Source organism: Arthrobacter sp. PvP103, assembly GCF_017833075.1.
Lineage (GTDB): Bacteria > Actinomycetota > Actinomycetes > Actinomycetales > Micrococcaceae > Arthrobacter.
In genome coordinates, this window is sequence record NZ_JAFIBQ010000001.1 from 2,452,877 (window position 1) to 2,477,664 (window position 24,788).

At 64.6% G+C, this 24,788-nt stretch carries 22 protein-coding genes and 1 tRNA gene; 12 read left to right on the top strand and 11 right to left on the bottom strand.

The annotated features are described in order from the left end of the window. Nucleotides 1-73: 73 nt before the first annotated feature. Entirely contained in the window at nucleotides 74-988 is a 915-nt protein-coding gene (locus tag JOE41_RS11240; protein WP_209752383.1) for a DMT family transporter, read from the top strand. Between the two features lie 47 nt (nucleotides 989-1,035). Here JOE41_RS11240 and JOE41_RS11245 read toward each other — a convergent pair whose 3' ends face one another. After that, nucleotides 1,036-1,911 (bottom strand): glycosyltransferase family 2 protein, encoded by an 876-nt coding sequence (locus JOE41_RS11245; protein WP_209752384.1) that lies wholly within the window; start codon nucleotides 1,909-1,911, stop codon nucleotides 1,036-1,038. A gap of 131 nt (nucleotides 1,912-2,042) precedes the next feature. Continuing rightward, nucleotides 2,043-2,942 carry a hypothetical protein gene (locus JOE41_RS11250; RefSeq protein WP_209752385.1) on the bottom strand — a complete coding sequence of 300 codons (900 nt, stop codon included), beginning with the start codon at nucleotides 2,940-2,942 and terminating at the stop codon, nucleotides 2,043-2,045. 155 nt (nucleotides 2,943-3,097) lie between these two features. Between JOE41_RS11250 and JOE41_RS11255 the strand changes: the two genes are divergently transcribed. Next, on the top strand, nucleotides 3,098-3,643 hold the full coding sequence (locus tag JOE41_RS11255; RefSeq protein ID WP_011689883.1) for a peptidylprolyl isomerase: 546 nt from the start codon (nucleotides 3,098-3,100) through the stop codon (nucleotides 3,641-3,643). A 6-nt stretch (nucleotides 3,644-3,649) separates the two neighbouring features. After that, the gene (locus JOE41_RS11260; RefSeq protein WP_209752386.1) at nucleotides 3,650-4,531 is read left to right on the top strand and encodes a rhomboid family intramembrane serine protease; all 882 of its coding nucleotides are present in this window, start codon (nucleotides 3,650-3,652) and stop codon (nucleotides 4,529-4,531) included. A 1,017-nt stretch (nucleotides 4,532-5,548) separates the two neighbouring features. Here the strand turns inward: JOE41_RS11260 and JOE41_RS11265 are convergent. Continuing rightward, a complete protein-coding gene (locus JOE41_RS11265) occupies nucleotides 5,549-6,160 on the bottom strand; it encodes a DNA-3-methyladenine glycosylase I (RefSeq protein WP_209752387.1) in 612 nt (203 codons plus the stop codon). Between the two features lie 152 nt (nucleotides 6,161-6,312). Here JOE41_RS11265 and JOE41_RS11270 point away from each other — a divergent pair, with 152 nt between their 5' ends. After that, complete coding sequence (locus tag JOE41_RS11270) at nucleotides 6,313-8,595, top strand: immune inhibitor A domain-containing protein (RefSeq protein WP_209752388.1); 2,283 nt, start codon at nucleotides 6,313-6,315, stop codon at nucleotides 8,593-8,595. A 120-nt stretch (nucleotides 8,596-8,715) separates the two neighbouring features. On the opposite strand, the gene JOE41_RS11275 is transcribed toward JOE41_RS11270, so the two are convergent. Then, nucleotides 8,716-8,970, bottom strand: a complete 255-nt coding sequence (locus JOE41_RS11275) for a cell division protein CrgA (protein ID WP_011689887.1) — start codon at nucleotides 8,968-8,970, stop codon at nucleotides 8,716-8,718. 176 nt (nucleotides 8,971-9,146) lie between these two features. On the opposite strand from JOE41_RS11275, the gene JOE41_RS11280 reads away from it, so the two are divergent. From JOE41_RS11280 to JOE41_RS11290, 3 genes are read left to right on the top strand one after another with little or no spacing between them, the layout of a single operon-like run. After that, the gene (locus JOE41_RS11280) at nucleotides 9,147-9,941 is read left to right on the top strand and encodes a class E sortase (protein WP_209752389.1); all 795 of its coding nucleotides are present in this window, start codon (nucleotides 9,147-9,149) and stop codon (nucleotides 9,939-9,941) included. A gap of 4 nt (nucleotides 9,942-9,945) precedes the next feature. Further along, nucleotides 9,946-10,116 (top strand): hypothetical protein, encoded by a 171-nt coding sequence (locus JOE41_RS11285; RefSeq protein ID WP_011689889.1) that lies wholly within the window; start codon nucleotides 9,946-9,948, stop codon nucleotides 10,114-10,116. Beyond that, nucleotides 10,113-10,754 carry an aminodeoxychorismate/anthranilate synthase component II gene (locus JOE41_RS11290; RefSeq protein ID WP_209752390.1) on the top strand — a complete coding sequence of 214 codons (642 nt, stop codon included), beginning with the start codon at nucleotides 10,113-10,115 and terminating at the stop codon, nucleotides 10,752-10,754. The genes JOE41_RS11285 and JOE41_RS11290 overlap by 4 nt, the downstream gene beginning before the upstream one ends. Before the next feature lie 54 nt (nucleotides 10,755-10,808). Here the strand turns inward: JOE41_RS11290 and pknB are convergent, their stop codons facing one another. Genes pknB through JOE41_RS11325 form a run of 7 tightly spaced genes read right to left on the bottom strand, consistent with a single transcriptional unit; the run spans nucleotide 10,809 to nucleotide 20,411 of the window. After that, on the bottom strand, nucleotides 10,809-12,707 hold the full coding sequence (gene pknB / locus JOE41_RS11295; RefSeq protein WP_307800692.1) for a Stk1 family PASTA domain-containing Ser/Thr kinase: 1,899 nt from the start codon (nucleotides 12,705-12,707) through the stop codon (nucleotides 10,809-10,811). A gap of 56 nt (nucleotides 12,708-12,763) precedes the next feature. Next, nucleotides 12,764-14,596: a protein kinase gene (locus JOE41_RS11300; protein WP_011689892.1), complete on the bottom strand. Its 1,833-nt coding sequence runs from the start codon at nucleotides 14,594-14,596 to the stop codon at nucleotides 12,764-12,766. Continuing rightward, the gene (locus JOE41_RS11305; RefSeq protein ID WP_011689893.1) at nucleotides 14,593-16,053 is read right to left on the bottom strand and encodes a penicillin-binding protein 2; all 1,461 of its coding nucleotides are present in this window, start codon (nucleotides 16,051-16,053) and stop codon (nucleotides 14,593-14,595) included. The genes JOE41_RS11300 and JOE41_RS11305 overlap by 4 nt, the downstream gene beginning before the upstream one ends. Continuing rightward, entirely contained in the window at nucleotides 16,050-17,510 is a 1,461-nt protein-coding gene (locus tag JOE41_RS11310) for an FtsW/RodA/SpoVE family cell cycle protein (protein WP_011689894.1), read from the bottom strand. Before JOE41_RS11310 ends, JOE41_RS11305 begins: the two co-directional genes overlap by 4 nt. Continuing rightward, nucleotides 17,507-19,183 (bottom strand): PP2C family serine/threonine-protein phosphatase, encoded by a 1,677-nt coding sequence (locus tag JOE41_RS11315; protein ID WP_374068706.1) that lies wholly within the window; start codon nucleotides 19,181-19,183, stop codon nucleotides 17,507-17,509. The genes JOE41_RS11310 and JOE41_RS11315 overlap by 4 nt, the downstream gene beginning before the upstream one ends. Nucleotides 19,184-19,185: 2 nt before the next feature. Further along, a complete protein-coding gene (locus JOE41_RS11320) occupies nucleotides 19,186-19,668 on the bottom strand; it encodes an FHA domain-containing protein (RefSeq protein WP_011689896.1) in 483 nt (160 codons plus the stop codon). Continuing rightward, a complete protein-coding gene (locus tag JOE41_RS11325; protein ID WP_011689897.1) occupies nucleotides 19,665-20,411 on the bottom strand; it encodes a DUF3662 and FHA domain-containing protein in 747 nt (248 codons plus the stop codon). The genes JOE41_RS11320 and JOE41_RS11325 overlap by 4 nt, the downstream gene beginning before the upstream one ends. A 365-nt stretch (nucleotides 20,412-20,776) precedes the next feature. Between JOE41_RS11325 and JOE41_RS11330 the strand changes: the two genes are divergently transcribed. The 5 genes from JOE41_RS11330 to JOE41_RS11350 all read left to right on the top strand — a co-directional run bounded on the left by JOE41_RS11330 (nucleotide 20,777) and on the right by JOE41_RS11350 (nucleotide 24,674). Next, nucleotides 20,777-20,859, top strand: a tRNA-Leu gene (locus tag JOE41_RS11330). Between the two features lie 224 nt (nucleotides 20,860-21,083). Then, nucleotides 21,084-22,181: an ABC transporter substrate-binding protein gene (locus JOE41_RS11335; protein WP_209752392.1), complete on the top strand. Its 1,098-nt coding sequence runs from the start codon at nucleotides 21,084-21,086 to the stop codon at nucleotides 22,179-22,181. A 5-nt stretch (nucleotides 22,182-22,186) separates the two neighbouring features. Continuing rightward, the gene (locus JOE41_RS11340; protein ID WP_209752393.1) at nucleotides 22,187-23,017 is read left to right on the top strand and encodes an ABC transporter ATP-binding protein; all 831 of its coding nucleotides are present in this window, start codon (nucleotides 22,187-22,189) and stop codon (nucleotides 23,015-23,017) included. Beyond that, complete coding sequence (locus JOE41_RS11345) at nucleotides 23,014-23,856, top strand: ABC transporter permease (protein ID WP_209752394.1); 843 nt, start codon at nucleotides 23,014-23,016, stop codon at nucleotides 23,854-23,856. The genes JOE41_RS11340 and JOE41_RS11345 overlap by 4 nt, the downstream gene beginning before the upstream one ends. Then, nucleotides 23,853-24,674 carry an ABC transporter permease gene (locus tag JOE41_RS11350; protein WP_209752395.1) on the top strand — a complete coding sequence of 274 codons (822 nt, stop codon included), beginning with the start codon at nucleotides 23,853-23,855 and terminating at the stop codon, nucleotides 24,672-24,674. The genes JOE41_RS11345 and JOE41_RS11350 overlap by 4 nt, the downstream gene beginning before the upstream one ends. Nucleotides 24,675-24,788: the final 114 nt, after the last annotated feature.

Below are 24,788 nucleotides of genomic sequence, written 5' to 3' on the forward strand. Positions count from 1 at the left end.
GTGCGCTCCGCGTAGTCGTCCACGACAGCCCATCGCACCGGCACCACGGGGAGGCACCACTACTGTTGGAACGGTGAACTTCTTCCTTGCCGCCTTGGGCGTGCTCGGCGTGGCCTCATCCGGGCCCCTTATCGCCGCCACACTGGGCGCCACCACGGTCAGTGCCCTCGCCATCGCCTTTTGGCGGAACGCCATCGGAGCCGCGGTGATGGCCACTCCGGTCCTGGTGGGAAACCCCCGGCAGTTCGGCAAGGTGACGCGCCGCGAGTTCCGCTGGTCGGCCCTGGCAGCAGTAGCTCTTGCACTGCACTTCGCCTGCTTCATCACCTCGCTCCAGCTCACGTCCGTAGCCGCGGCCACGGCGCTGGTCTGCCTCCAGTCCGGCTGGATCGCAGTGTTCCAGCTGTTCAGGGGCGTACGCCACCGCTGGCAGGTACTGGTAGGCCTTGGAATGGCGTTCGGCGGCGTTGTCGCCATCACGGGGTTCGACATGGGCACCTCCCCGGATGCGCTGCTGGGGGACGTGCTGGCCGTGGCAGGAGGCGCGCTGGCGGGCCTCTACACGCTGGCGGGCGGCAAGGCACGCGAGACCATGGGCACCGGCACCTATACGACACTCTGCTACGGCATGTGCGCTGCCCTGGTGGCCTTGCTGGCCCTTGCCTCCGGGCAGCCGCTGGTGGGCTTCGAGGCCGCCGGCTGGCTGGGAATTGTGGCCATTACCGTGTGCGCCCAGCTGGTGGGGCACACGGCGTTCAACCACCTGCTGGCCACCATGAGCCCGCTGCTGGTTTCGATGATCATCCTGCTGGAGATTCCCGGCGCTGCGCTGCTGGCCGCCGTGTTCCTGGCTGAGACGCTGCCGGGAGGGACCTATGCCGGGCTGGCACTCATTCTGGTAGGGCTCGCCGTCGTGGTGGCTGGTCAGCGGCGCAGACGGCCCCCGCCCGCCGGCGAAGCCCGCCTGGCGGAGCTGGGTATGGACTGAACCCGGTCGGTCCTGGTGGGTGCGCCGGGCCGTCCAGCCGACTGGAGCTACTGGCCGCCGCGGCGCACGGGCTGGGCGGAGTTCACGGTGTGAATGGCCCGCAGGAGCTTGGCCGGGAAGTACACGGAGAAGAACACCACCATCGGTGCCTTGAGGGCCATCTTCTTGACGTTGTGGGCCTTATAGGTCCGGTCGAACCTGGTCACGTAGTACCGGTAGTCGCGCGGTGAGTCCTCGAGGCGGCGGGCGGACATTCCGGACACCATCTGGGGCCAGTACTGCACGCGCAGTTCATGGTCCGCCAGATGCAGGGACAGATCAATGTCCTCATGCATCTCGTCCTTCTCATCCCGGCAGGTTTCGTCCCGGATGGTTTCCCACGCTGAACGGCGCAAGGCCATATTGGAACCGAAGAGGAAATGGTACTGGTGTTTGGCAAGCTTGAGCATTAGCTGGCGCATCTTGTCGTCCGCTTTGAGTCCGAAGCGGCGCATCGGCATGTCGTAATACACCACCGGGCCAGTGGCAGCCTGGACAGCGGGGTCGAGGAAAGCCTTCTGGACCTGTTCCACCCAGTCCGGTTCCACGACGGAGTCCGCGTCAATCCGGCCCAGGACATCGCCGGTGGCGTGGTTGAGGCCGAAATTCCGGGTGGGTATGAGGCCCTGGTCCCGGTCCTGGCTCAGCAGGATGATGGGACTTTCCGGATATTCCTGCTGCATCTGGCGCACTATGTCCGCCGTGCGGTCCTTGGACATGTTGTCCACAACGATGATCTCCGCCGCCGGCACCGATTGGTAGATGGCCGCAATGAGGCACTGCCTGATGACGCTTGCCTCGTTGTACGCCGGTATGACGATGGATACGCCCGGCATAAGCGCAGCGTCGTGCGAGGCATCCTCGGGGGATCTATCGGGTGACATCACCACAAATTTAGCACCCTTGTGGGCCTCACCCCGGGACTGCGGGTGAAGGTCGGGGAAACAACGGAGGAGGCCCGCACACAAATGTGCGGGCCTCCCCTGTTTTTGTGCCGTGCCGTTACGGCCGGTTTCTAGTTCTCGTTTGCCTTGGCGGAGCCGTTGTTGTTCATGCTCGAAGCGATGTTCTTCACAGCAGTCTTGGCATCCGTGGCAACCTTGGCAGCCTCGTCCTTGGCATCGTCGGCGGCGTCGGCAGCCTTCGCCGCGGCGTCGTCTGACGCAGCGTCCTTGGCCGTGGCAGTGACGTCGTTGACGGTCGTCGCGGGAACGGGTGCCGGGGTTACCGGCGCGGGGGTCTTCCAAGGATCCTCAACGGGCTTGGATGCTTTCCATGCTGCAACGCCGGCGGCGACGGCTGCGGCGATGACGCCGAAAATAAGAAGTCCGCGGTGCTTCGGCTTCTGCGGCTTGGCCGCTTCCCCGGTAACAACCCGGGTGGCCTCCGCTGCGGCAGCCTTGAGCTGGTGCCCTGCGGCCTGGGCCTGATCCTGGATGGAATGCACAACACCGGAATCCGCAAGCTTCTGGGCGACGGCATCCACGTGTGCCGGCGCGCTTTCGAGCGTGCGGTGCACTGCCTCGGATGCGTGGCCGATCTGGTCCGAAAGCCTGGGCAGGTACTCCACGACCACCCGGTCGCGGGCCTGGGAGATGACGGGCGTGGCCTTGTCCAGTGCTTCGTGGAGGCGCGGGGTGGCACTGTCCACAACGTCATGGATCTTGGGCGCGAGGTGTGCAAGCCCGTCCTGGATGCGCGGCGTTACGGTGGCGACGCCGTCGGCCAGGTTGTGGGCTGCAGATTTGAGCCCTTCCTGGATCTTCGGGGATGCTGTGTCAATGCCGTGCTGCAGGCGGGGAACCGCCCAGTCCACGGCTGCTTCTACGCGGGGGGCTGCCCAATCCTTGGCGTTCTCTACCGCGCTGCTGACTGACTGCTCCAGGTCACGGGCAATACGATCCGATTTCTTCACAACTACCTCCCGATTAATGTGACGGTTCTGTTGTTAGCCTACGTGGGTTGACCCCCACCGGCTATTCTTCAGGCCCATTTCGGGCCGATTTCACCTAGCGCGGAACTGTGTGGAAGGCCTGATGCCGTGTTGGGCCGACGTGGAACAATGGGCCTATGACTGCCATCGCAACTGCAAAAGCAACCATCCACACCAGCCTCGGCGACATCGTCGTCAACCTCTTCGGCAACCACGCGCCCAAGACGGTCAAGAACTTCGTTGGCCTGGCCACCGGCGAGCAGGCCTGGACCCACCCGGAAACCGGTGAGGACAAGACCGGAACCCCGCTGTACAACGGCACCATCTTCCACCGCATCATCAAGGACTTCATGATCCAGGCCGGAGATCCCCTGGGCCGCGGCGTGGGCGGACCGGGCTACAAGTTCGACGACGAAATCCACCCCGAGCTGACCTTCAACGAGCCGTACAAGCTTGCCATGGCCAACGCCGGCATCCAGATGGGCAAGGGCACCAACGGCTCGCAGTTCTTCATCACCACCATCCCCACCGACTGGCTGCAGGGCAAGCACAGCATCTTCGGTGAAGTTGCTGATGAGGAATCCAAGAAGGTCGTGGACGCCATCGAAGGTGTCCGCACGGGCATGGGCGACCGCCCGGTCGAGGATGTCGTTATTAACAGCATCGACGTCGAGCAGCTCTAACCCCTCATGAGTTACGGAATTCCGGCGGCTGAGCCGTCCGCCCAGATTCCGGTGTGCCCCCGGCACCCGGACAGGCCTTCCTATGTCCGGTGCCAGCGCTGCGGGCGCCCGGCCTGCCCGGAATGCCAGCGGGCGGCCGCCGTCGGATTCCAATGCATTGATTGCGTCAACGAAACAAAACGTACGACGCCGGCAGCCAGGACGGTCTACGGCGGAACCGCCGTTGCCGGCCGGCCACTGGTGACCTTCGGGATCATCGCAGTGTGTGCGCTCGTCTACGTGCTCCAATGGATAGTTCCGAATGACGGCATTTACCAGAATTTCGCTTTCGCCACGGTCTACGCCACCCCCGAGTACGGGGTCTTCGAACCATGGCGCATGCTGACCTCCGCGTTCCTCCATTCCCAGGGTTTCATCCTGCACATCGTGCTGAACATGTACATGCTGTGGATGTTCGGGCAAGCACTGGAACCCCTCCTCGGGCGCATCCGCTTCCTCGCGCTCTACCTGTTGGCCGCGGTGGGCGGATCCGTCGGCTACCTTCTGCTGACGCCTGCCTACACTCCCGGCCAGCCGCTCGCCGGCGTCGTGGGGGCGTCCGGTGCGATCTTCGGACTCTTCGGCGCCATGCTGGTGGTGCAGCGCCACCGCGGCGGGGACACGAAGCAGCTCTGGGTGCTGATCGCCATCAACGGTGTTATCGGTTTCATCGTCCCCCAGATTGCCTGGCAGGCCCACCTTGGCGGCCTGGTCACGGGCGCTGCCTGCGCCGCAGCAATCGCTTACGCTCCCCGCGGTCCGCGACGCTGGCTCTGGCAGTCGGCAGGCCTTGTGCTCGTGTTGGGCCTGCTTGTCGCCGCCACGGCCCTGCGAATGGCCGGCGCCTAAGCACTCCCAGCGCTAACCCGCACCGCCTGTGACGGCATGTGCGTACGCCCGTGCCGTTGTTCGCCGGCCGCCGCCCTGCGGCCCATTCTGCTGCCTGCAAACCCCACGCCTTTGGTGCCGCTTTGCGGCCTATCCTGCTGTCCTGTGCCCTTCCTGCGGCCGCACCCCACCCCGGCGGCTCTCCGTTCCACACCAGCCGGTCTGCGTACGGCTGCCATCAGTTCGCTGCCACGCACGCCTGTCACGCACCCCGTTCCTTCCGGTGCGTGGCAACTACCCGCCCGCCGGAAAGTTTTCCACAGTAGTTATCCACATTGTTGGTAACTTACACGCGTGTAGTTCGGGCCCGCTGCCCCGCGGACCCCTTGCCGGCTGGCGATTAGCGACCGGAAGCCGGAAGATTGTCCACATCTGTGGATAAAGTTGTTCCTCCGGGTTGTGGTTAAGTGGACAACTCGGCCGCCAAGGCGGGTCCTTGCCCGGCTTGCCTCAAGGGCCGGAGCTGATCGCACTCCCGTAAGCTGCCCGGCGCGGGGTATACGCACTTGCATCCTCCGCCCTCACCAAGGGTCCGGACGAGCACCTTCGGCGTCTGAGTCACGAGCGGTCCAGGGGCTAGTCAACAGGTTATGCACAGTGTTAATAACTCGCGGGATCGTAGCTTGACCAAGGAATTCAGCTGGAAGGCGCAGTCTTTGGCACCGGGGGTCCAATTATCCCCCGGTTTATCCCCAGCTGTGGATAACTTCTGGGGATAGCGCTGTTCGTAAGTGGATAAGTCCGCCCGGCGGGCGCCGTGGGGTCGGCAGCCGGAACCTAGCCGCTGTCAGAGTCCCGGTGCAGGCGGATTTGCGGTCCCCCAGCGGTTATCCACAGACAATCCACACTGTTAATAACTTACGGTCCTGTCATTTATCCTCCGAGTGGGTCGGCGCAGGCCATGGCCAGCGGAAATGCCGCTCATCAATCCGGAAGTTTTCAACACTGTGGATAAGTTTCCCCACAGCTTGGGATAACTCAGGCCCGCTCCGTCCACACACCGGAGGAGCCCCGCCGGTGGCTATCTACCAGATGCGTGTCAATCATGCCGATCGCCTCCATGAGCGCGTGCATCGTGGTGGGCCCCACAAAAGCGAAACCTTTCCGGCGCAGGGCCTTGGACAGGGCAACGGATTCGGGCGATGTTGTGGGGATCTCCGCGTGATTCTGCGGACGCGGCGTCACCGCAGGCTGGAAGCTCCAGACGAAGTCCACCAAACCACCGTCATCCCGCAGTGCGATGGTGGCGCGGGCATTCGTGATGGCTGCCCTGATCTTGAGCCGGTTCCGGACAATGGCGGCGTCGAGCATCAGGCGTTCGACGTCCTCTTCAGTGAACGCTGCCACCATATCGGGCTGGAAGTCGTGGAACGCAGACCGGAAAGCTGGCCTCTTCCGCAGGATGGTGGCCCAGGACAATCCGGCCTGAAAGGCCTCCAGGCTGATGCGTTCAAACAGGCCCTGCTCGTCACGGACCGGCATGCCCCATTCAGTGTCGTAGTAGGCCTGGAGCAGCGGGTCCACCGCAGCCCACGGCGGCCGGGCCAGACCGTCACTGCCGATGATGGTGCCGCGTTCATCCGGGGTCATCTAGGGTCCTTAGCTAGTCCTGCATCGTGCTGCAAACTCCAGCATATTCAGCGGCCGGGGAAGGATATGCGCCGGTGACCGCGAATTCCATAGCCGAACGATGACTCTCACATTATGCTTTGGCTCTGATCACAAATTACTGGGAGGTACGTGTGAGGAAAACCAAAATTGCCGTGGCCGGCGTGGCGGGGGTCGTTCTCGGGATGCTCAGCATCCAGGCCCCTGCCGTAGCCGCACCACCTGTCGACGAAGGGTCGGGCGGGGCCGCCGCGGCAGTCCGGCAGGACAACCGTCCCGGACCGCGGACGAAGGAACTCGTTGAACGGCGGAAGGCAGCCATTGAAAAGGTGGCCAAGGGGCAGGCGAAAGCCAATGACGACGGCGTGGTCCAGCTGGCGCCGGACAAATTCGCCGAGGTAGAGACAGCCAAACAGGACAAGATCTTCACGATCCTGGCCGAGTTCGGCGACCAGGGCTCGGGGCGGTTCGGAACGACGCCCGGTCCATTGCACAACACGATTGCTGAACCGGACCGCTCGGTGGACAACACCACGCTGTGGACCAAGGACTTCAGCCCCGCCTACTACGAAGAACTTTTCAATGGCAGCGGCGAATCCATGAAGGGCTACTACGAGGCCGTTTCCAACAACCAGTACTCGGTCACGAATACGGTGACGAACTGGGTCAAGGTGCCCAACAACGGATCCTTCTACGGCGACAACGCCACCGAGGACACGGGCGGCGCATGGGCTTTTGTCCGGGACTCCGGCAACGCGTGGTGGGATTCCCAGTTGGCGGCCGGCAAGACACCGGCTGAAATTGACGCGTACCTTGCACAATTTGATGTGTGGGACCGTTACGACTTCAACGGGAACGGCAACTTCGATGAACCGGACGGTTACATCGACCACTTCCAGGCGGTCCACGCCGGCGAAGGCGAGGAAGGCGGCGGCGGCACCCTGGGCGAGGACGCAATCTGGTCGCACCGCTGGTACGCCTTCGGCAACCAGTTCGGCTCTGCCGGACCGGAGGGTAACCTCTCCGGCGGTACCCGGATCGGATCCTCGAAATACTGGCTTGGTGATTACACGACGGAACCCGAAAACGGCGGAGTCGGCGTGTTCGCCCACGAATTCGGCCACGACCTCGGACTGCCGGACTTCTATGACACCACCGGAGCTGCCACCAACAGTACGGCGTTCTGGACCCTCATGAGTTCAGGCTCCTGGTTGGGCCACGGTTCTACTGCCAACGAAGGGATCGGCACCACCCCGGGCCTGATGGGACCCGAAGAGAAACTCTTCCTCGGCTGGCTCGATCACAGCACGGTGACCACGGGATCGAGCGGGGACTTTGTCCTTAATCCGTCCCAACTTCAGGTTGACGGCAAGGACCAGGCCGTCCGGGTCAACCTGCCGGACAAGACCACCACCACGAACTACACAGCTCCCTCCTCAGGGAGCAAGGCGTGGTGGACGGGCAGCGCGGATAACCTCAACAAATCCCTGGCCCACGCCGTCCCGGCCCAATCGCGCGTGACTATTACGGCGAATGCGTGGTACGACGTCGAAGCGAACTACGACTACCTCTACGGTGAGTACTCCACCGACGGCGGAAAGACCTGGAAGTCCGCCGGGCGTCCACTCAGCGGCTCCGCCTCCTGGGGGCAGCTGCGCTACTCCTATGACGCCGCGGGCCTGGAATCGTTGTTCCGCTTCAGGTACCAGACCGACGGAGGCGTCCACAACCCCGGTGCCTTCATAGACGACATCACGATTTCGGCCGGAAAGACCGTAATCCTGAGTGACGACGTCGAATCCGGCGCGGGACGGTGGATTGCCGAGGACCCGTGGCAAATGAGCAGCGGTTCCGTAACCCAGACCACTGAGCAGTACTACCTCGTGGAGAACCGGGAGTACGTGGGTTTCGACGCCACGCTCGCGGAAGGACCGTATGCCTTCACCAAGGGAATCTCGGCACCGAACTGGGTGGATTTCTTCAAGTACCAGAACGGCATGCTGGTCTGGTACATCGACGACTCATACGCGGACAACAATGTGTCGGCGCACCCCGGCGCCGGCTCGGCGCTGCCCGTGGATGCCCGCCCGGCACCATTGAAGTGGTCCGACGGAACAATGCCCGGCAACAGCCGCCAGCCGTTCGACGCGACCTTCGGTTTGGAGGCTACGGATCCGCTGTGCATCGCGAAGGAAGTGCAGACCGGCACCAAGCGCAGTCCGTCGATCAGCTCACTTGACGCCTGCGCACCGAGCAGCGCCCCGATCGGAGTTTTCAAGGACAGCGATCCGCTGGCCTACTACAGCTCCGACAACCCGTACGGAAGCGTCAAGGTTGCGGGTCACGGCGTGGAGATTTCCGTCACGTCCGACGCCGGCACCGACCTGGCGATCCACGTGCTCAACCCCGGCCAGTAATCAGCAGCGGCCGGCAATAAACCGGCAAAGTAAAAGCCGGACCGGCACAATGTGCCGGTCCGGCTTTTCGTTAAACGCGGGGTGCTCGCCGGACGGTGCCGGCCAAACGGACGCCTGGGGCTACGAACGCCACCGGGTGGTCATCAAAAAACCCGCGATGGCAATGCCGAATCCGGCCACGATGTTCCACGATCCCCAATCCCTGACCGGAAGGGCACCCTCGCTGATGTAGAAGGTGATGATCCACAGCAGCCCGAGGATCATCAGGCCGAACATGACGGGCTTGAACCACACCGCGTTCGGCTTGTACGCCTGCGATGCAGAAGCCGGCTTTCCCGCGGGAACGGTCTTCTTTCGTGGCTTTGACTCGGGCACGGGTCCTCCTCGTCGGGCTGAATCAAGGGCGGAGCCTCCGGCTTGATATCCTGCAGGAAGGAATATGCCGGCGGGGTTGGCGCCTTTGGTCAGGTCTGAATTCTTACTAGCAGCCAATTCTAGCTGTAGTTCAGAACACACCGGCGCCAGTCCAGGCAGCCAATTGAGGAGACCACGTGGTGTTGCTGGAGAAGGAGACGACTGCTGCCGTGCCGGCACGCGGCGTCGGGGTTCTCCGTATAGTCGTCCAGATCGTTGGCGAACTGCTGATCACGGTGGGAGTCATCCTGCTCCTGTTCGTCGCATGGCAGCTCTGGTGGACCAATGTGGAGTCCGATGCGAAGCAGAGCGAGACGATCAAAAATTTCGCCCAGGAACTGGGCGGTTCCGCAGCTCCCGCGGCATCCGATGCGCCTGACGCCTCGACACCGGCCCCGACCGACTACGGTCCGCCGAAGGTCGCCGAAGCGCCAGGACACGGCCAAACCATCGGCATCATATACATCCCCCGTTTTGGCGCGGACTACACCCGGCCCATCGTGCAGGGAACTTCCACGGACGTCCTGGATACGCTGGGCCTTGGCCACTACAGTGACACGGCGATGCCCGGGGCAACCGGCAACTTCGCTGTGGCCGGCCATCGCCAGACCCACGGGGCGGTCCTGGACAACATCCACACCCTGGTCCCCGGGGACAAGATCTACGTCCAGACCAGGGACGGGTTTTATGTCTACGTCTTCAGGAACAACCAGATCGTGCTTCCGTCGGCCACGGATGTGCTGCTCCCCGTACCCACCCAGCCCGCCGCCCGGCCCACGGAGGCTTACCTCACCATGACCAGCTGCAATCCGCGCTTCGGCTCGCAGGAACGCATCATTGCCTATTCACTGCTGGACCACTGGCAGCCCGCCTCGGCTGGACCGCCGGCAGAAATCGCGGCCCAAGTGGCCAAGGCACTCGGGAAGGGCTGACGCCATGTACGGATGGATTTTCCGCCACCTGCCCGGGCCGCTGTGGTTCAGGATTGCCACCTCACTGGTGCTGCTGGCCGGCGTGCTGGTATTGATGGTTCAGTTCCTCTTCCCCTGGATGTCACAGTTCACCCAGTTCACCGACTCAACGATTGGTTTAGTAACTCGACAATGAGCACCACCAAGATCCTGGTCGTAGACAACTACGACAGCTTTGTTTACACCCTGGTGGGCTACCTCCAGGAGCTCGGCGCCGAAACAACGGTGGTCCGCAACGACGACGTCACCCTTGCTGAGGCAATCGAGATGGCCGACGCGCGCGACGGCGTCCTCATCTCCCCGGGCCCCGGCACCCCCGCGGAGGCCGGCGTCTGCATTGATCTGATCAAGTGGTGCGGCAGCCACGACAAGCCGATGTTCGGCGTCTGCCTGGGCCACCAGGCACTGGCCGAAGCCTACGGGGCCACGGTGACGCACGCCCCGGAGCTGATGCACGGCAAGACTTCCCTCGTGGAGCATGAAGGAGCCAGCGTCTTCGCGGGACTTCCCTCCCCTGTCACTGCCACGCGATACCACTCCCTGGCCGCCGTCCGCGAAACCATCCCGGACATCCTCGAGATCACAGCCCAGACGGCAAACGGCGTGATCATGGGCCTGCAGCACCGGACGGCACCGCTCTGCGGTGTGCAATTCCACCCGGAGTCGGTCCTCACTGAGGGTGGTTACCAGATGCTGGGCAACTGGCTAGAATCACTCGGCATGGCCGGCGCGGCCGAGCGGGCTGCCAAACTGAGTCCCCTCATCCAGCACTGAGGGCGGCGCGCCTATCCTTCAGGCGCAAACTCCTCGGGCGACAGGGCGGGCCTACTATCCCCGGTCCCGGCTCGTCTCGGTAGGCGTGGGCGTCGGCGTTGGAGTCGGCTTGGGGCTGGGCGCCGGCGCCTTGGCAACAATAATGGAGATGGTTTTGCCCTGCTCCACCAGCGAGTTGACGGCGTCGCTCTGCTCGGTGACCTTCCCCGGTTCAACTTCGGAGTTTTCGACTTCCTTCACATCGATCCCAAGGCCCAGGTTCTTGAGTGCCGTCTCCGCCTCCGCCCTGGGCAGCCCGCGGAGTTCGGGCATGGCCACCTTGCCGGTGGACACCACGATTTCCACGGTGCTTCCGACTGCGACGGTCTGACCCGGCGCCGGCTTGGTGGTGATCACGATTCCGGTGGGAACGGTGGCGCTGTTGGCCATGGTGGTTCCGGGGGCGCCGGCGAGGCCGATCTGGCGAAGAACGTCCCGGGCCGCCGCTTCGGTCCGCCCCGGCAGATCATCCGGGATTTTGACGGCGCTCGGGCCGTCGGAGATGTTCAGGGTTACCTTCGAGTCCGGTTCCATGGCGGTGCCGGCGGCCGGCACCGTGCCGATGGCCGTGCCCTTGGTGATGGTGTCGTGCGGCAACCTGGTGATCTGCGGGCTCAGCCTGGCGTTGTACAACCGCTGAAGCGCCTCGGACTCCGTCAGCGACGATACGGCCGGCACCTCTACCTTCGCCACCGGAGGGGGCGCCTGGTTCATCATGTTGTAGAGCCAGAGGCCGCCGCCGGCCAGCACCAGCAGGGTGAAGATCACCAACGTGGCAATCCAGGTTCGACGGCGGGACTTCTGCCGCGGGGTGCGCTCACGTTCCGGCGGAAACCCGAGGGGAAGATCACTGGATTCCGAGGGCTCATAAACCTGCGCCGGAATCGCCTGGTCGTCGCCAAGGGTGTCATGGACGGGCCGCAGCCGGCCGCTCGGTGAATCATCGAGGAAGCTTGCCCCCGTCAGCGAGTAAGGCGCGGCGAGGGCCGTCCGCTCCCCGGCCGGGACCGTGTTGTTGGGATCTGTCGGGGCCTCGCCCGCCGCCACATCAGGCACGGGGATGCCGTTGCGGGCCGCCCGGAGTGCCCGCCGGAATGCGGCCGCATCCTGGAAACGGTCAGCACGGTTCTTCTGCAGGGCCTTCGAAAGGACGCTGTCCAGGGCCTCTGACACCTCGGGGTTGAGGCTGCTGGCCGGTTCCGGAATCTCGCGGACGTGCTGGTAGGCGACTGATACGGGACTGTCACCGATGAACGGAGGCCTTCCCGTCAGCATTTCGTACAGCAGGCACGCCGCGGAGTAGAGATCACTCCGGGCGTCCACAGTTTCACCGCGGGCCTGTTCCGGAGAGAGATACTGCGCCGTGCCCACGACCGCCTGGGTCTGGGTCATGGTGGCGGACGAATCGGCCATGGCGCGGGCAATCCCGAAATCCATGACTTTGATGGTGTCCGAGTCTTCGCAGAACATCACGTTGGCGGGCTTGATATCCCGGTGTACGATTCCCGCCCGGTGGCTGTACTCGAGGGCGGAGAGCACGCCGAGCGTGAAGTCGATGGCGTGGTCGATGCTGACTTCCTTCGCACGGATGAGATCCCTCAGGGTCTTTCCGGACACGAATTCCATCACGATGTACGGCACGCGGACAGTGTCCTCGGGACCGCCCGGCACTGCGTGGTCCCCGGTGTCGTAGATGGCAACGATCGAAGGATGGTTCAACGCGGCCACGGCCTGGGCTTCGCGCTTGAACCGCGCCTGGAACTGTGGATCCCGGGCAAGGTCCGGTCGCAGCAGCTTGATGGCCACTGTCCGGCCCAGCCGGGTGTCCAGGCCCCGGTGGACGTCCGCCATACCGCCGCGGCCGATCAGCTCACCGAGTTCGTACCGTCCGTTGAGGACGCGCTGGGTGTTCACTGGGAGGCTGTCCTCTCTGTGCGACGGGAGACGGGGTGAGTTCGGCACGGTGCGCCTTAGTTCGTCGTCGACGTGCTCGGAGTGGGCACGGGTTCAGCCGCGAGGTGGTAGGTCACCACGGATCCGGCGGGCACCTTTTGTCCGGCGCCCGGCTCTGAACTAACAAAGGTCCCGGCCTTTTGCCCGGCGCTGCCGGGCACATCTGCTCCCTTTACCCAGCGCAATCCGGCGTCTTCGATCGCTTTCTGCGCCTGGGCCTCGGAGCTGCCAACGCCGATCGCGGGCACCGAAGACTCCTGGCTCGGGTCCGGGCCCTTCGAATAAGTGACCGTGATGGTCTCGCCCGGGGCTACCGGGCCGGAAGGCTCGATGTTGGTGACCGTTCCCTGCGCTGCGTCACTGAAGACCGGGTCGCCCTTGACGGTCAATCCCAGGCCGACGAGCTGGCTGCGGACCGTGTTGTACGGCTGGCCCAGGTAGGCATCGGGGATCAGGTTGATGGTTTCAGGAGTCGACTGCGTGGGAGTGGGCGTGGGACTTGCGCTGCTGGGTGTGGGGCTGGCTGAAGTGGACGTCGGTGAGGCGCTGCTGCTGCTGGGCTTCGCGCTGCTCGACGTGGCCGAAGATTCGACAGGGCCGGACGGGGAGAAGATGCCTGCCTGGGTCAGCAGGATACCCGCCAGTGCGAAGAGGACGAGCACGATAAGGGCGATGAGCGGCCACGTCCAGGGGCTACGGCCCCGGCGCTGCGGCTCGTCCACCGGTTCGTCGTAGCGGTCCTGCTCCTCTTCCTGGTCCCAGCTGCGCTGGGCAGCCAGGGCGTCAGCACGTGACAGTGTGCTGCCCGGACCGCTTGCCCCGGCCGCGGCCCCTGCTGCAAGCCCTGCCGCTGCGCCGGCGCCCGCAGCACCGACCACCGGGAGTGCGGACGTCGCCGTCGTCGATTTGTCCTTTTCGGGTGATTCGATGACGCCGGTGGCGGCGGTGGGAATGTCCACCGGCGCGGTGATCGGTCCCGTGGCCGCTTCGAAAAGCAGCATTCCGGGAACGGCGGCGTGCGCGGCGGCGATGTCGCCGTTGCGGATGGCTTCCGCTGCCTCGGACAGCTTGATGGCGTTGGCCGGGCGGTTCTTGGGATCCTTGGCGAGCATGGACATCAGGAGGGCACGCACCGGCGTCGGCAGCGTTTCCGGCAGCGGCGGCGGTGCGTCATTGACCTGGGCAAGGGCAATGGCGATCTGCGATTCGCCGGAGAACGGGCGGTGACCCGTAAGGCACTCGTAGCCGATGACGCCGAGCGAGTAAATGTCCGAGGCGCCGGTGGCGGTCTGGCCCGTGGCCTGCTCCGGCGCGAGGTACTGGGCCGTGCCCATGACCTGCCCGGTCTGGGTCAGCGGGACCTGGTCCGCCAGCCGGGCGATGCCGAAGTCGGTGACCTTGACGCGGCCGTCCGGAGTGATCAGCAGGTTGCCGGGCTTGATGTCGCGGTGCACCAGACCCTGTGAGTGGGCCACCGAGAGGGCCCGGGCGGTCTGGGCGATCATGGACAGCGTCCGGTCCGGGGAAAGGACCTGTTCGTGTTCGATGATGCTGCTCAGGGGCTGGCCCGGGACCAGCTCCATCACCAGGTACGCCGATCCCTCCTCTTCGCCGTAGTCAAAGACGTTGGCGATGCCCACATGGTTCAGCAACGCCGTGTGACGCGCCTCCGCACGGAAGCGCTGGAGGAACCCGGGATCGCCCGTGTACTCCTCTTTGAGCACCTTGATGGCGACAATCCGGCCAAGGATAAGGTCCTTGGCCTTCCAGACTTCTCCCATCCCGCCAATCGCAATACGCGTGGTCAGCTGGAATCTCCCGCCGAGGGTGATTCCTGATGTAGGCCTCACTTATTCAACACCGCCTCAAAAATCTTCTTCGCGTTCGGACTGGTTAGCTGTGCACCGGTGGTGATGTCCACGCCCTGCATGACGATGGTCACCGACACCTGGGGGTCGTTGGCCGGGGCGAACCCGGTAAACCATGAATTGTTCAAGCCGTCGGTTCCCAGCTCGGCAGTGCCGGTCTTGCCGGCCACCTGGACGCCAGGTACGGCCGCCCCGCGGCCGATGCCCTCACTGACCACACCGGTCATCCACTCCGTGATCTGCCGGGAAATCTCCGGGCTGGTGGAGGTCCGGAGAACCTCTGGTTTCGGTTCGCTGATGACCCTCAGGTCCGGGGACCTCACGGTCTTGATCAGGTTGGGCCGCATCTGGACCCCGCCGTTGGCGATGGCGGACGTCATCAGCGCTATCAGCAGCGGGGTAGCCCGGACGTCGCGCTGGCCGATCGCGGACTGGGCGAGCCCTGCCGGGTCCAGCTCCTCCTCCGGGAACGCCCTCTTCGCGTAATCGAGTTTCAGCTGGTCGCCCAGATCCTCCCCGAAGCCGAACTTCGCGGCCTGGTCGGCGATCGCCTTTTGGCCCAGGTCCCGGGCGATGGAAGCGAACGGTGTGTTGCAGGACTGCTGCAGCGCGAAAGCGAAGCTCGCCGTGGTCTGGGTGTAGCAGTTGCCCCCGGCGTAGTTCGGCAGCTTGTACTGGATCCCGGGGAAGCTCATCTCGGCGGGGTTGGGCAGCTCACTGTCCTTGTTGTACTTGCCCGAACTGAGTGCGGCGGCCGTATCCACGAGCTTGAACACCGAGCCGGGCGCCAGGAGCGCACCGGTGGGGCCGCTGACGTTCGGGTTCAGGTTGATCCCCGGAATCTTGTTCAGCTCGTTGAAGTTCGCCGCCTCCGCGGCCGCGTCCTGGGTCGCGATCAGGTTGGGATCGTAGGACGGCTTGGAGACCATGGCCAGGATGTCACCCGTTTTCGGGTTCGTCACCACGATGGAGCCGCGCTGACCGTCCGGAATCAGGTCGTAGGCGAGCTTCTGGATGGCAGGGTCCAAGGTGAGTTCCACGGAGGCGCCCTTGGGCTGGTTGCCGAGGAAAAGCTGGCCCACGCGGTCCAGGAAGAGCTGGTCAGAGCTGCCGGCCAGCTGCTCGTTGAGCGCACTTTCCAGCCCGGTGACGCCGTAGTTCTTGGAAAAGTACCCCGTGATGCCGGCGTACAGTTCAGGCTCCGTGTAGGTCCGCTGGAACTTGCAGCTTTCCGAGGCGGGAACGGACTGCGCGATGGGTTTCCCGCCCACAATGATGGCTCCGCGGTCGTTGCAGTAGTTCTGCAGGATGGCGCGCTTGTTCCAGGGGTTGGCCTGCAGTTCGTCGGCACCCACCACCTGCACATAGCTGAGGGCGCCGAAGATCAGCGCGAACATGGCTACAGCGGCGATCCATGAATTCCGGATGGCGTGGTTCATAGTTGTTTCACCGCTTCAGTTGGCGCGTCGGGTTGGGCGGACGGGGGCTGCCGGCCGGGCTGCTTGGCCGGACGCGGCGGAGAAGGCGGAACAGGCTTCTGTTCGCCGGGCGCGGCACCCTGCGGCATGGGAGTGGTGTCCACCGGGCCGCGTGCGGTGTGCGAAATCATCAGCAGCAAGCCAACGATGATCCAGTTGGCCAGCAGCGAGGATCCGCCTGCTGCCAGGAAGGGCGTGGTGAGTCCGGTCAGCGGAATCAGCCGCGTTACGCCGCCAATCACCACGAAGCACTGGAGTGCAATGGCGAAGGACAGGCCGCAGGCCAGCAGCTTCCCGAAGGCGTCCCGCGTGCCCAGCGCGGCCCGGAAACCGCGGGTAAACAGCAGTAGGTACATCAGCACGATCGCGAAGAGCCCGATCAGGCCGAGTTCCTCGCCGAAGGAGGCGATAATCATGTCGCTGTTGGCAAATGGAACGAGGTTCGGTCGTCCTTGGCCAAGGCCGGTGCCCACGAGGCCGCCGTTGGCCATGCCAAACAGGCCTTCCACAATCTGGAAGCTACCGCCGAACTGGCGCCCGTAGACCTCGTCCGTGAAGGCGTTCAGCCACCCGTCAATGCGGAGGCCAACGTGGGAGAAAACCTTGGACGCCACATATCCGCCGCCCAGGATCAGGGCCACACCGATCACTACCCAGCTGATCCGGCTCGTGGCCACGTAGATCATCACAATGAAGAGGCCGAAGAACAGCACGGAGGACCCGAGGTCCCGCTGGAAGATCAGCACTCCGATGCTCACCAGCCAGGCGGTGATCATCGGACCCATGTCCTTGACCCGGGGGAACTGCAACGGGCCTAGTTTGCGGCCTGCGAGGAGAATCAGGTCCCGGTTGGAGGAAAGATACCCGGCGAAGAATATGGCCAATGTAATTTTGGCGATTTCGCCAGGCTGGAAGGTCATGGGGCCCAGCTTGATCCAGACACGCGCGCCGAGGATTTCACCGGCCGAAATGCCCGGGATCAGCGGCAGGATCAGCAGGAGCGCGCTGGCGGCCAGGGAAATGAACGTAAACCGCCGGAGAATCCGGTGGTCTTTGAGGAACCAGATGACCGCGATGGCCACGGCCATGGCAATCAGGGTCCAGCGGAGCTGGTTGTTGCCCGTATCGTCCCCCGGGGCGTCCAGGCGATGGATCATGGCCAGGCCCAGGCCGTTCAGGGCGACCACCAGCGGAAGTATTACCGGATCGGCATATTTCGCACGGATCCGCAGCACGATGTGGAAGATAAGGGCGGCGGCAGCGAGCAGGCTGGACTGGAACCAGAAATCCTGGTCAAAGGCTTTTTCCTGGTCCACGCCCACCAGGGCATTGGCGCCGATGCCCACGGCCAGGGCAAGGATCAGCAGCGCCAGTTCGGTGTTCCTCCGCGGCTTGGGGGTGGGCTCAATCTGTGTCACTTGGCCTCCTCACAAGCGTTGGTGGACGGGCTGGGGGTAGCGGACTTCGTCGGTGATCCGGGGGGTGCAGCCGTGCCGCCGGGCGCCGGCGCGGCGCCCGAAGCGGTTGGGGAGGCCGTGGGCGTGGCGGAGGCGCTAGGGCAATCCTCCGCCGGTGACGTCGTCCCGGTCAGGTCGAGGTTCTTGACGATCCGCTGTGCGTCGTAAAGGTCGCGTGCCGGCACGGTCTGGCGGACCCGCTGCTGCGAGAACTCCGGAAGGTCGGACATGCGGATGTCCGTTACGGTTTCCAGCGTTGAGAGCTGGATTGGTCCCAGGCGCTGGGAGACACCGTTGTAGATGGCAACCCGCGAATCGTATTCGCCGATGTAGTAACGCGTCTGGGTCCAGGCATATCCGAGCCACAGCCCAACGCTGAGGATGACGAGCAGGGCCGCAGCCGTGGCGATCGTGACCCAGCGGCGCGGTTTGGCGGCGGGCTTGTATTCGTCGGTTTCCTCGCGGTCCTGATCCGATTTGTGGGTAAGGACGGTCGCGGCACGGCGTGCGACGGTGCGGCCGGCAATCGTGGGAATGGATCCGGATTCGGCAGCGGCGGCGGCTGCGCCGACCAACTCGTGGGGACGTGTGGAAAGTTCTTCGCGGAGGACGGCGGCAGAGAGATGCTCGCCCAGGTGAGGGTCCGTCGTCGTGGTTGGCTCGCCCGGCTTGGATGCCGGCCCGGTGCCGGCGTCTTCTCCGCCGGAGTCGCTGCTGCCCTTGTCTTCGGCAGCCTTCGGCTTGGCGTCCTGCGGAAGTGCGGACGGAGACTTGGCTGGAGCGACGGGAGTGGACGCCTTGGCCGCCTCCTCCGCCCCGGCAAGGGGCGGGACGATCTCGACGGCGGCTGTACGGACGTCGTCGGGGGTTTGTTCCGCGATTTCAAGCATCACAACCGTGACGTTGTCCGGTGCGCCGGCTTCAAGGGTGAGGTCCACGAGCGTTTCGACGCATTCGCGCAGGTCCTTGGTCTCACGTACCGTGCGTTCCACGACGTGCCCCGCAACATAGTTCAGGCCGTCCGAGCAGAGCAGCCACCGTTCGCCGGGTTCGACGTCAAGCGTGGCCAGGTCGAGCTCCGGGCTGGCGTCCACATCGCCCAGGACCCGCATCAGCACATTCTTGTGCGGATGGGTTTCCGCTTCCTCGGGGCGCAGCCGGCCTTCGTCGATGAGCCGCTGCACAAAGGTGTGGTCCACGCTGATCTGCTTGAATTCGCCGTTGCGGAGCCGGTAGGCACGGGAGTCGCCGATGTGGGCGAAGTGGAGTTTGCCTTCGGCCAGGAGCAGCGCCGTGACGGTGGTCCCCATGCCGGCGAGCTTTGGATTGATGTGGACCAGTTCAGACAGGAGGGAGTTTGCGGTTTGGATCTCATCCGCCAGCACGGTGCCGGCATCGCCGTCGTAGTGACCGTGGTCCAGGTGGAGCATGTCCAGGACGGTCGCTGCGGAAGCCACGTCGCCACCGGCGTGGCCGCCCATGCCGTCCGCCACGATGGCCAGATGGCGTCCGGCGTAGGCGGAGTCGTCGTTTTTGGCTCGGATTCGTCCCACGTCCGAGCGGGCGGCGTAGCGCATGATGAGCGGCCGCGTAGGGGTGGAGCCCTTGTCGGCGGGAATTTCCGGGACGGCCACGGCTATGGCCTCAATTCGATGACCGTCTTGCCGATTCTCACGGGGACACCGAGCTCCACCGGGAGGGCTCGGGTGAGCTGCTGATTGGCCAGGTACGTGCCGTTGGTCGAGCCAAGATCCTCGATGAACCAGCGGCTGCCCTGCGGGAAGAGCCGGGCGTGCCGGCCGGAGGCGTAGTCGTCCTCCAGGACCAGCGTGGCCTCCTGGGCGCGGCCAAGAAGGATGGGGCTGTCTGCCAGGGGAATGGTGTGGCCTTTGAGCGGACCTTCCGTCACAACCAGCTGGCGGGCCTGCTGCTTCGCGGGCGGCGGTGCGGTTTCGGCCAGTTCAGGATGCTTGCGTACCTGGCGGGCGGTGGGAGCGCCCATTGCGGCTTTCCTGCCGATCATCAGGTCCCGGCGCATTGCCGACACGATGCTGAAGATGAGGACCCAGAGCAGCAGGAGAAACCCGAATCGCAATGCCGTAATAGTCAGTTCGCTCACGGGCGGCCACCGGAGTTGGCGGGCAAAAGGCGGAAGATGATTTTGGTCCGTCCCATCGTGATGGTGGAGCCGTCAGTGAGGTCGACGCTGCCGACGACCTTGCGTCCGTTGACGTAGCTGCCGTTGGTGGATCCCAGGTCGACGGCCTCCGTAGTGCCGTTGGTGGTGCGGATTTCGAGGTGGCGGCGCGAGACCCCGGTATCGTCCACCAGGATGTCCGCCTCCGAGGAGCGGCCCAGCACGATGGACGCGGCGTTCAGCGAGTAGCGCTGGCCGTCAATGTCCAGGACCGGCTGAAGCCGTACAGGCTGGCGGCTGGGCGCAGCGGGCACGTTGTTGCGCGGCAAGGGCGGGGCTGCTGCGGAACCTGAGGCCTTTTCCGTCCTTGAGTCGATTTCGAAATCGCCGGCGCGGATTTCGCTATCGCGCCGGAAGGAAATGCGGACTGAACCCTGAAGCGTGTAGCCCTGGCTGCGTACGTGGTTGATCACCACATCGCAGAGTTCTTCGGCCAGGGGCGTGCCCCACTCCTGGGCGCGCTTGAAGTCGTCTTCGCTGAGGCGGACATCAAACACATTTGGTGCGAGGGTGCGCCCGGCGGCGATGGTGATGGCCTTGTGGTCCACCTCCCGGCGGAGCCGGCTGGCGATTTCCACAGGCTCAACCTGGGCCCGCGAGCCGGTGGAGAAGACACCGCGGACGGCCTTTTCGATGCCGCGCTCGACTTTGTCCAGCATTCCCATGGCACCTCTCCTCTCCTGACGGCTGCGGGGCAGCACACGATTCGGAACTCAGCTCAAAACACAGCCGGGAGTGCGCCGGGGACGGGCACTCCTACATCTGATACTACTGGGCGGGGCTGTGAATGACCTTAATGCACAACGCCGGGGCGGGGAGAATAGTTCGCATCAGCCGGGCCCGGTCCGGGGCGGACGGTGCCGTTCCAGGGGCATATCCCGGGGGGGCGGTGCGGGGAACGATTTGGCCCGCAGGGGCAGCCGCAGAGCCCGATTGGTGTTTTGCCGTGGTTGTCCGTTATGCTTGATCTCGCTGCTTTTACGAGGCTGGCAGTCCGGAAAACGGGCTCCTGTCGGGTGAAAGAAGTTGCGCGCGAGTGGCGGAACGGCAGACGCGCTGGCTTCAGGTGCCAGTGTCCGAAAGGGCGTGGGGGTTCAAATCCCCCCTCGCGCACGCAAATGAAGAGCTCCGGTCTTAGGACCGGGGCTCTTCTGCTTTAACGCGCCACTCTTTGACGGGCCCGTCGTCCCGCCCGCCGGACCAGCGCCCCTAAACGACAGTTAACTTCTCTGAAACGGCTCGGGCTGATTCCTGAAACAACCGTTCCATAGTGTCGGAGCCTGACGGCCTGCGAGGCCGCCTGCATACCTGACCGCCCCCCGATTTGGAGAAGAAGAATGACGGCTTTCAGTTCGGAAAAAGGCGCCCTGCGCCCATCGCGGCGGATGGTGCTGGCAGGGTTTTCATCGGCGGCGCTTGTGGCGCTGACCGGCTGCGGGGGAGGATCAGGATCCGCTGCCCCGGCTGCCTCTGGCACGGGTTCAGGGGCGGCTGCCGATTTCGGCACACTCGAGGTCCAGTTGTCTTGGCTGAAGAACGCGGAGTTCGCCGGCGAGTACTTTGCCGACAGCAAGGGCTATTACAAGGACGCGGGCTTCAGCGCCGTCAACCTGATCGCGGGCGGCCCGGGAGGGGCTTCGGCGGAGACCATGGTCCTCTCCGGGAAGGCCCTGGTGGGCACGTCGTCGCCCGTGGGTGTGGCCCCGGTGGTGCTCAACGAGGGAGCGCCGCTGAAGATCATTGGTTCCACCTACCAGAAGAACCCGTTCACCATCGTTTCGCTGGCTGCCAACTCGATCACTGCACCGCAGGACCTCGTGGGCAAGAAGATCGGCGTGCAGGCAGGCGTGAACGAAACGCTGTTCGATGCCCTCCTGGAAGTCAACAAGATCGACCCCACGAAGGTCACCAAGGTACCGGTGCAATACGATCCGCAGCCGTTGCTGAACGGCGACGTCGAGGGGTTCTTCGCGTACCTGACCAATGAAGTGCTCACCCTTGAACTGGGCGGACACAAGACGGCGGTCCTGCCGTTTGCGGATAACGGCCTGCCCTTCGTTGCCGAGAGCTTCGTGGTCACGGACGAGTCCATCAAGGACAAGAGGCCGGAGTTGAAGGCCTTCCTGGCGGCGACCATCAAGGGCTGGAAAGACGCCCTGGCCGATCCCGATGAGTCTGCACGGCTCGCCGTCGAGGTCTATGGCAAGGAGCTGGGCCTGACCATGGCCAAGGAAAAGGGCCAGGCGGAAGCCCAGAACACCAAGCTCATCGCCACACCGGAGACGGAAGGCAACGGCCTGTTCACGGTATCCAAGGAGCTGATGGACAAGAACATCGAGATCCTCAAGCTCGCCGGCTACGACACCACCGCGGACGCGATCTTTGACCTGAGCCTCCTCGACGAGGTCTATGCCGAGAACCCGGACCTGAAGTAGGACGCATGACTGACGTGAGCACGGAGGCCGTGGCCGGGGGACTGCTTTCCGGAACCGGCATATCGCTCAGGCACCTGGGTAAGAGCTTCCGGATGGGCAGGAAGAGCGTAGTGGCGCTGGAAGATGCCAACCTGATGACTTCCAAGGGGACGTTCCTTTCGTTGCTGGGACCCTCAGGATGCGGCAAGTCCACCATCCTGCGGATCCTTGCCGGGCTGGAAACCCCCACCACCGGAGACGTGAGGGTGGACGGTCACACACCGGCCGAGCTGCGGACGCGGCACGAGCTGGGGATCGCCTTCCAGGATCCCGCGCTGTTGCCGTGGCGGAGCGTGGTGTCCAACATCCGGCTGCCGTTTGAGGTGGCCGGTCTTCCGGTTGACCACGCCATGGTGGACGACCTGGTGGAGCTGATCGGACTGAAGGGTTTCGAGAAGGCCAAGCCGGCCCAGCTGTCCGGCGGCATGCGCCAGCGGGTGTCCATTGCCCGGGCCCTGGCGCTCAAGCCGTCGGTGCTGCTGCTTGATGAGCCGTTCGGGGCGCTGGACGACATGACCCGGCAGCGGCTGAACCTGGAACTGCTGCGGATCTGGACGGAGAAGCCTGCCACCACCCTGATGGTCACCCATGGCATCGCGGAGGCCATGTTCCTCTCCGATGTGGTGGCTGTGATGAGCGCCCGTCCGGGGCGGATCAAGGAGATCATCACGGTGGACCTGCCCCGGCCGCGGACCCCGGAAATGATGCGGACCCCGGAGTTCCATGCGCTGTGTGACCGGGCATCCGAGCTCCTTTTCGGCGCCCGTGCACCCCTTGAGGAGGTGGAATCACCATGACGCGGTCGTTCCTGTTAAGTACGACGGCGGCCCGGCCGCTGCCGCCGTGGGCCGCGGCCGGGATCGGCGTAGCGGCCACCGTCGTGCTCTGGTGGTTAGCTGCCGCGACGGTGCTTTCCGGAGTGGGTGCCAGTGCGGACGGTTCCGGCGGCGCCGTTCCGACGCCGCCGGAAGTTCTGGGACAGCTGGCGAGTGACGGCGTCGGGTTTTACTGGCCCAACCTGGCCGTGACAATGGCGGAGGCTTCCGCGGGATATCTGTGGGGGAACGCCGGCGCGCTGCTGTTGTCCGCGAGTGTCCTGGTGCTTCCGTCCCTGGAACGGCTGATTACCCAGCTGGCGGTGATCAGCTATTGCCTGCCCATCGTTGCCATCGGTCCGCTGGCCTTCATCGTTATCGGCTCGCCCGCGCGGGGGGAATCCTCGGGCACGGCCGTCCTGCTGGCGGGCATCTCGGTTTTCTTCACCACCGTGGTGGGTGCGCTGGCCGCGCTCAAGAGCGCCGACAGGGCAAGCCTGAACCTCGTCGCCGTCTACGGCGGAGGACGGCTGAAGCAGTTGGTCAAGGTACAGCTCATCTCCGCCCTGCCCGGAATCCTGAACGCGCTGAAAATCGCCGTTCCGGCCGCCGTGCTGGGCGCCGTGCTGGGCGAATATGTGGGCGGCGTGGACCGCGGGATCGGCCCGGCGCTGGTCAATGCGCAACAGAACCTCGAAATTGCCAGGGCGTGGGGAGTTGCCCTGGTGGCGGGGCTGCTTGCCGGCGCCGGCTATGGCGTGTTTGCGCTGCTGGCACGATTCATTGCGCCGTGGTCCTCCGGACGCCGGGCGGCAGCATGATGCCGGGATCCGCGGCTGTCCTGGCCGCGCTGAAAGACGCGGGGCGCGCGGTCGTCGGCCTGCTGGTTTCCCTGGCCGTGGTGCTGCTGCTGTGGGTGGCGTTGTTGAAGGTCTTCAACATCTCGCCGTTCGTCGGCAAAGGACCGCTGGATGTTTTCAACTTCCTGTTCTCGGTTCCGGCAGCGGAGGCTAACCGGCAGGCCATCCTGCAGAACCTCGGCCAAACCATGGTGGATTCATTCCTGGGGTTCGCCGCGGGAATGGTGGGAGCCGTTGTGATTGCCGGTGTGTTCGTGTTGTTCCGCGGTGTGGAGAATGCCCTGATGCCGGTCGCCATGCTGCTGCGCTCGGTTCCGCTCGTGGCGCTGGCACCCATCATAATCCTGATTTTCGGCCGCCAGGAACCGGCGGTTGCTGCCATCGGCGGGATCGTGGTGCTGTTCCCAGCCCTGGTGACGATCGTGTTCGGGCTTCGCTCGGCGTCCCCGGCCATGATCGAAGTGATCGATGTCTACGGCGGCTCACGCTGGACGGCCCTGCTGAAGGTTGCTTTGCCCTCGTCCCTGCCGGCGTTCTTCACGGCCGTGAAGATCTCCATTCCGGGGGCGATCACGGGCGCGTTGCTGGCGGAGTGGCTCGCCACCGGCAAGGGAATCGGTTACGCCATCATCTCCGCCGTGTCCCGGGCAAGGAACAACGAGGTGTGGGCGTCGGTGGTGGTGATCACCCTTGTTTCGATCATCCTTTACACCGTGGTGGCGCTCCTGGAGGAGGCCATGCTGCGGAGGCCCGGCCGGGCGCCATCGTCGTCCGGGTGACCCGCCGCCGTCGTCTGTTCTTTGATGATGCCGAAAAGCCGAACGGGGCCACGAAGCCGCCCAGGTTGACGAGCAGGGCGACCACCCGCAGGCCGGCCGGCACCACCCAGCGGG